6 protein-coding genes are annotated in these 5,980 nt (G+C 59.6%); 2 read left to right on the top strand and 4 right to left on the bottom strand.

All coding sequences use genetic code 11. The features are described 5' to 3' along the window. Window positions 1-152: 152 nt before the first annotated feature. On the bottom strand, window positions 153-2,102 hold the full coding sequence (locus NW840_RS12245) for an acetate--CoA ligase family protein (protein WP_414344556.1): 1,950 nt from the start codon (window positions 2,100-2,102) through the stop codon (window positions 153-155). 377 nt (window positions 2,103-2,479) lie between these two features. Next, window positions 2,480-2,629, bottom strand: a complete 150-nt coding sequence (locus tag NW840_RS12240) for a hypothetical protein (protein ID WP_011429585.1) — start codon at window positions 2,627-2,629, stop codon at window positions 2,480-2,482. Between the two features lie 134 nt (window positions 2,630-2,763). Between NW840_RS12240 and NW840_RS12235 the strand changes: the two genes are divergently transcribed. Continuing rightward, the gene (locus NW840_RS12235) at window positions 2,764-4,008 is read left to right on the top strand and encodes an Era-like GTP-binding protein (protein WP_414344554.1); all 1,245 of its coding nucleotides are present in this window, start codon (window positions 2,764-2,766) and stop codon (window positions 4,006-4,008) included. On the opposite strand, the gene lipA is transcribed toward NW840_RS12235, so the two are convergent. Further along, a complete protein-coding gene (lipA, locus tag NW840_RS12230; RefSeq protein ID WP_011434441.1) occupies window positions 4,005-4,859 on the bottom strand; it encodes a lipoyl synthase in 855 nt (284 codons plus the stop codon). The genes NW840_RS12235 and lipA overlap by 4 nt on opposite strands. Before the next feature lie 221 nt (window positions 4,860-5,080). Next, the gene (locus NW840_RS12225; protein ID WP_011429588.1) at window positions 5,081-5,575 is read right to left on the bottom strand and encodes a DUF4079 domain-containing protein; all 495 of its coding nucleotides are present in this window, start codon (window positions 5,573-5,575) and stop codon (window positions 5,081-5,083) included. A gap of 54 nt (window positions 5,576-5,629) precedes the next feature. Here NW840_RS12225 and NW840_RS12220 point away from each other — a divergent pair, with 54 nt between their 5' ends. Then, window positions 5,630-5,785 (top strand): hypothetical protein, encoded by a 156-nt coding sequence (locus NW840_RS12220; protein ID WP_414344552.1) that lies wholly within the window; start codon window positions 5,630-5,632, stop codon window positions 5,783-5,785. The last annotated feature ends 195 nt before the right edge of the window (window positions 5,786-5,980 follow it).

The raw sequence follows: 5,980 nt of genomic DNA, 5'->3' as shown, positions 1-5,980 counted from the left end.
CATCAAAGCGCATTCCTCCCGGCACTGACCCTACGGGTACAGTGCGGGGCTCCTGCGATTTCTAGCTGACTGGCTGGCCGGCCTTTTTCCCCAGCAGGGATCCCTTGTTTTGCCTACCCTTTTACAAGAATCTGAAGAAAATCCAAAACCCCTCAGCCAGACCAGTTCTTCAGCATCTGGCTAATGGTTCTGCAGATGATCCGCAGGGTCATGGATCGCAGCAGGATCCCCATCTGCAGGTCTGTCACCGGCAACTCAAATCGCTCCGTCTGGCCGGCCACCGTCAGAGTTAGGGTGGATTCCCGCTGCAGGAAGAGGGCGCCGCCAGGGTTGAGATCCCGTGTCAGGGTTTGCAGCTCTTGTTCAGAGGGATCCCGCAGCACCACCAGGTCGCTGCCTTCGTAGGCCAAGCCCTCCCCCTCCAGGGTCTCTTCGTCGGCTTCCGCCAAAAGCAGATCCAGTTGGGGATGGCGCAGCAGGGTTTTCACCTGGCGAAAGAGGCTGCCCTGCAGGGGTCTAGAGCTGTGGTTTAGCAGCACGCCCTCCCGACAGACGGATCCCACACATGCGTTGGGGCGGTGGGACAAAATATGCTCCACCAAGGTGTGCGCCTCCGCCAAGGTGAGGCGGTTAAAGGTCAAAATCGGGATGCGGGCCGTCTTGGGAAACAGATGGTCGAGGATTGCCCCCGGCACATCCACTCCCGCGCCAATGGCAGGTTTTTGGTGCATGAGCACACCTGGCGCAGCATTGATCTCGATGATCCCCAGGGATCCCTCCTTCCAGGAGCGCTCCAGGCTGGGGGCAATGACATCGATGCCCAAGCACACCAGCGAGAACTGCTGGGCAATGGTTTGGGCCAAAACCACGTTGTCGGGATGGACGGTGGCCGTGACATCGCGGCTCACTCCTCCCGCCGAGAGATTGGATACCTTGCGCAGATAGACCGTCCGCCCCGGTTCCAGCACACTGTCCACCGTCAAGCCCTGCTCTGCCAGAAAGCGCTCCATTGCCTCATCCCATTGGATCGGCCCTAGGGGAGAAGTGGGGGTATCCCAACGGACGGGATCCCGGTTGGCCTGCTCGATGAGCTGCCCGATGGTGCTTTGGCCATCTCCCGTCACTGAGGCGGGGCGTCGTTCCGTGGCCGCCACAAAGCGGCCTCCCACACACAACAGGCGAAAATCGGTGCCCTGCAGATGCTTTTCCAGGATCAGCCGGATGGGCTCCTCAGGGGGAAGGGCTGCCACGGCTACCTCGTAGGCAAAGGCCAGTTCTTCTGGGGTTTGAATGCCTGCTGTTACCCCTATCCCCTTGTGGCCGGCCACCGGCTTGAGCACCACCGGATAGCCGATTTCCTGCGCCAACTGCAAAGCTTCTGCCAAAGAGGCGACCACCTCTCCCTGGGGCACGGGGAACCCTTGCGCCGCCAGAAAGGCTTTGCAATCGTCTTTGCGGGTGGTGAAGTCAGAGTCGAGATGGCTGTCGCAGTGAAAGGTGGTGGCCACCCCTCGCACCTGGTTGCGCCCATAGCCATACTGCATCACCCCCTCATCCCACAGGTAGTAGGTCGGGATCCCGCGTTCGTGAGCAGCCCGCAGGAGGGCATAGACCGTCGGCCCGCCGTACACCGAGTTGCGAAACAATTGCTGCAGGCGGCGCATCTCCCCTTCAACGTCGAAGGGCTGCCCCTGGGTGATGGCTTCCAGCCAATCCCAAGCAAAATAGACCGCGGCACGAGTGGTACGGCCATGCAAGGTCTGCACCGCGATGCGCACATACTCTGGAAACAGGTGACAGCTCCACTTCTGCAAGTGGAGATCCATCTGCAACCGGTTCACCTCCGCCACCAGCCGGGCAAACAAGTGGGCGTAGGAAGGATAAGATCCCTCCTGCAACTGGGGGAAATGGAAGCAGACCTTGGACAGGTAGACATCAATGGGCAGCGGCTGTGGGCACTGGGTAAGGGCAAAGTCGAAGGTGAAAGCGGCTGTATTGAGATAGGGGTTAGGGCCGAGATAATGCTTCAGGTTGAAAATGTCGAAAACATCCGACTCGCGCGCGTTGATGCGGGGCACGCCCGCCGCCTCCTGCAAAACCATAACCGGCCTCAAGATGAAGAGAAACAGCAGCCTCAGCTTGGGGAAAACCTAACTCCCCCGGCTTGGACCGCTTCCATTATTCCCGATCCGGCCCCCATCCCCGGCGGCTTGCCCTCGCAGCACAAGGGATCCCGGCCAGCCTTTTGCTGGTCAATTAACAGTTGCCTGACAGGCAACTTGGTAACTTGGAAAACCCTTCCCACCCTCTGATCGGGTTGGGGTTATTTCGAGTTGCAGTGCAACTGTTTGCCAATTCTGGGATCCCCTCTCCTCATAATGGGCAAGGGGCTGGGAGTGCTTGCCTGTAGCAGTGCTAGAGGAATGCCTCAGACTTAGACTTGTTCGGAATCACCTAACGATGGGCTTGCCAAGTTGGACTAGCGAAGGGCGCTCAGAAGCACAACATCCATAACCAGCAGCGCCCCAGCAAAGGCCAGCAGGCTGCGCACGATCTGGCGCTCTTGCTTAGAACGATGGGATCCACCCACACGAAGCCATTTCAGAGATTGGGGAAGGCGGTACAGCATAGGAGATTCGGCGGAACCCTAGGGTGATCATGCCCTATTTTGTGGGGTTTGGATTCCCCACGCTGGGGGGGAGAAACGGCTAGCCCTGAGGGGCAATTCCCTCTAGAGTGAGGGTTAGTCCATTGCCCCTGTCTATGACCACTCCCTTGACCCAAGCCGAAACCGTTTTGCAAAGGTGCTGGGATCATTGGCAATCTCTGGCCAGCCGTCGGGATTTACAACCGGAGTTCAGGGCTCTATCCACTTTGCGCAAGCGCCTCACCGCGCGGCTGTTTTCCATTGCGGTGTTTGGGCTGGTCAACCGTGGCAAGTCGGCCGTCCTGAACGCCCTAACCGGCGAGGAGCGATTGAAGGTGGGCCCCCTCAATGGGGTCACTCAGCAGCCCCAATCCCTGCTGTGGCAGCCGGAGCCAGGGATCCCTTGGCGGGTGAGGCTGGTGGATACTCCGGGTTTGAACGAAGTGGAAGGAGAAGCCCGCGAACAGTTGGCCTGGGATGTGGCCCGCTCGGCGGATTTGATCGTGTTTGTCATCGCCACCGACCTGACCCAGTTGGAATACCAAGCTCTCTCGGAGCTGCGCACTCTATACAAGCCCATCCTGCTGGTGTTGAACAAATGCGATCTCTACTCCGAAGCGGAGTTGCAGGCCATTTGTGCCCAGATCAGCCGCCACCTAGGCTGGGTATCGCCGCAGGAGATTTTGACCGTGGCCGCTTGCCCAAAACCTCTGAAAGTCCGCACCCACTGGCCGGATGGCCGCATTACTTTGGAATGGGAACGGCCTGCACCCCAAATTGAAGCCTTGCGGGGGCGAATTCTGCAGATTTTGCAAACAGAGGCGGGATCCCTTCTGGCTTTGAATGTGTTGAAGCGGCTGGATCGGGTTCAGGCTCAGATTTTGGAAAAACAGTGGCAGCATCATGCCCGCTTTGTGGAGCAATGGGGCCAAGCTGTCGCCCTCGGCAAGGGGATTGTGGTGGGCTTGGCTCCGCTGGGGTTGGATTTGCTGTTGGCCCCGCTGCTGGATGGCCTTTGGCTGTTGGGCTTGGGAGTGCGGCTTCACCTACCCCGGACGGCCTTGTGGAGGGGGCTGGTCTCCTTTCGCGAGGGGCTGTGGCGACCGCTGCTGCTCAATGGGGCTTTGCTGCTGCTAGCAGAAGGAGTAAGTTCCTGGCTGTGGGGAGGCTGGGGCAACGGCCTCTTGCCGGGTCTGGTGGCGGGGATCAGCTTGTACCGCCTGGGATCCCTGGCGCCACAGGTGCTCAGCCGGTTTGCAGCCCGAGCGTTCGGCCTGGAAGCGGGCCTTCGTGCCTTGATCGGACGGGAAAGGTTGGCTATGACAGACTGCACAGCCTCTCTGCCAAGCTCCCTGGCCTAGTTCTCAACCATTTCAGCAGCGTGGTAGGAGCTGCGCACCAATGGCCCTGAGCGCACCTGGCGAAACCCCATCTGGCGGGCTATCTGGCCCAGCTCGGCAAACTCCTCCGGAGTCCAGTAGCGTTCCACAGGGCGATGCGCCAAAGAAGGCTGCAGGTATTGCCCCAGGGTCAGACGGTCGCATCCCACCGCCAGCAGATCCCGGAAGGTTTCCAGCACTTCTGCGCGGGTTTCCCCATGCCCCAGCATCAGCCCAGACTTGGTGGGTAATCCAGGATTCAGCTCCTTGACCGTTCGCAAAACCCGCAAGGACAAGTCGTAGCCGGAGCTGCGCCGTACTGCCTGGGAGAGGCGTCGCACCGTTTCGATGTTGTGGTTGTAGCAAACAGGCTGGGCAGCCACCACACGGGCAATGCACTCGCGATCCCCGCGAAAGTCGGGGGTAAGCACCTCGATCTGGGTGCCGGGGCAGCGCCGCCGAATTGCCTCCATGACCTCCACAAAGCGACCGGATCCCTGGTCGGGCAGATCGTCGCGGGCCACCGAGGTGAGTACCACATAGCTGAGCCCCAGCAGCTCAACCGCCTCGGCCACTTTCTCCGGCTCTGTGGGATCCAACGGTGCGGGCCGTCCACTGGCCACCTGGCAAAAAGAGCAGGCGCGGGTACAGATCCCTCCCATCAGCAGAAATGTAGCGGTTTTTTGGCTGTAGCACTCGGCTCGATTTGGACAGCGCCCCTCCTCACAAATGGTGTGCAGGCCCCGCTGCTTGATCACCTGCTGCACCGCTGAAGTCTCGCTGGCTTTGCCGATGGAACGCTTGACCCAACTGGGAAGAGGGCTAACCGACATAGGGAGAACCGTTGCGTTAACTGGGTATCGGCAACAAGACTGCGCCCCTCTACAGCCGAAGGATGCAGCGCCTGCTCTGCCATTCTGACATGATGAAGCTCTGGGTTCCGAAAAGGGGAGGCCGAAGTCTTTGGGTCGACGGACTTCTCGGCTCGCACCAGCGGGACAAAGTCCTCCCAAAGCTCAGCCCTGTTCAGGGTTGCATGGGTCTTTCGGGGAGATTAAGCCACCTGGGGTGTGGTCAGCATTTGGTTGACGATGCGCTGCACAATCTGAAAGCCGGTCACCGCCTGCCAACCCAAGATCGCCAGGATCACCACGTTTAATAGGACATGCACATTACGCGCCCAGACCTTTTGCCCGTCTTTCATCAGCGGTGCTAGAGCCGCAGAGCTGGCCACCAAGGCCACAATGCCCAACCCAGCCAGCAGGTGAGGCCCAACAAACAGCTTGCCATTGTTCAGGTAGGTAACCCCCATGCCGCCCAGCGCCCCGAACACCATCAACACCAAGAACAGGGATCCGGCAAGGAAATGCCGCTGACCAAACTTCCCTTTGATCAGCTCCTTGCGTTCTTCTGCCGAGGCAGTGCGCACCCGTCGCGCTTGCAGACCCAGGTAAAGGGCATACAGGGCCAGCGCAAACGCCAAAATCATCAGCACAGGATGAAAGAAAGGCAAGGCCAGTTCTAGCCAGCGAGGAAGTTGAATGCTCATAGAGATCGCAGGATGGAAGAGGAAGACGCCCCCAAATTAACATGAGTTAACCTGATGCGCGGCAGTCTCCAGTCTCAGCGCAGCGGACTGGCACCCTATGGCAGGGTAACCCCCTGCCTCACTTTGTGGCTACGCAACGCTGCCGCGGCCCAGCTTTATCCCAGTCGCCAGCAAGAAAAACTCTTGCACCACTGGGGGCGGATGTGCTGAGCCCTCTACAGCGCGGCGGTGGCAGATCGCAAAACCAGCTACCAAAAGCTGGGCAGGTCTGTCAGCTACTTCGACACCGCTGACGGGAATAAGCAACTGAGCTCGCTGAAGCGTCAGCTTACTAGCGCAGGAGCCCCGCACTGTACCCGTAGGGTCAGTGCCGGGAGGAATGCGCTTTGATGAAGTACAATGAAC

The organism is Synechococcus sp. R5-13 (assembly GCF_047462015.1).
Taxonomy (GTDB): Bacteria; Cyanobacteriota; Cyanobacteriia; order Thermostichales; family Thermostichaceae; genus Thermostichus.
The sequence above is the reverse complement of the archived record's forward strand: the minus strand, read 5'-3'. Positions and strand labels throughout refer to the sequence as shown.

What these genes read in the sequence shown, in the direction of transcription:
- NW840_RS12245 (WP_414344556.1), bottom strand. Translation starts at nt 2,102, where the DNA reads ATGGTTTTGCAGGAGGCGGCGGGCGTGCCCCGCATCAACGCGCGCGAG.
- lipA (WP_011434441.1), bottom strand. Translation starts at nt 4,859, where the DNA reads ATGTCGGTTAGCCCTCTTCCCAGTTGGGTCAAGCGTTCCATCGGCAAA.
- NW840_RS12235 (WP_414344554.1), top strand. Translation starts at nt 2,764, where the DNA reads ATGACCACTCCCTTGACCCAAGCCGAAACCGTTTTGCAAAGGTGCTGG.
- NW840_RS12240 (WP_011429585.1), bottom strand. Translation starts at nt 2,629, where the DNA reads ATGCTGTACCGCCTTCCCCAATCTCTGAAATGGCTTCGTGTGGGTGGA.
- NW840_RS12220 (WP_414344552.1), top strand. Translation starts at nt 5,630, where the DNA reads ATGCGCGGCAGTCTCCAGTCTCAGCGCAGCGGACTGGCACCCTATGGC.
- NW840_RS12225 (WP_011429588.1), bottom strand. Translation starts at nt 5,575, where the DNA reads ATGAGCATTCAACTTCCTCGCTGGCTAGAACTGGCCTTGCCTTTCTTT.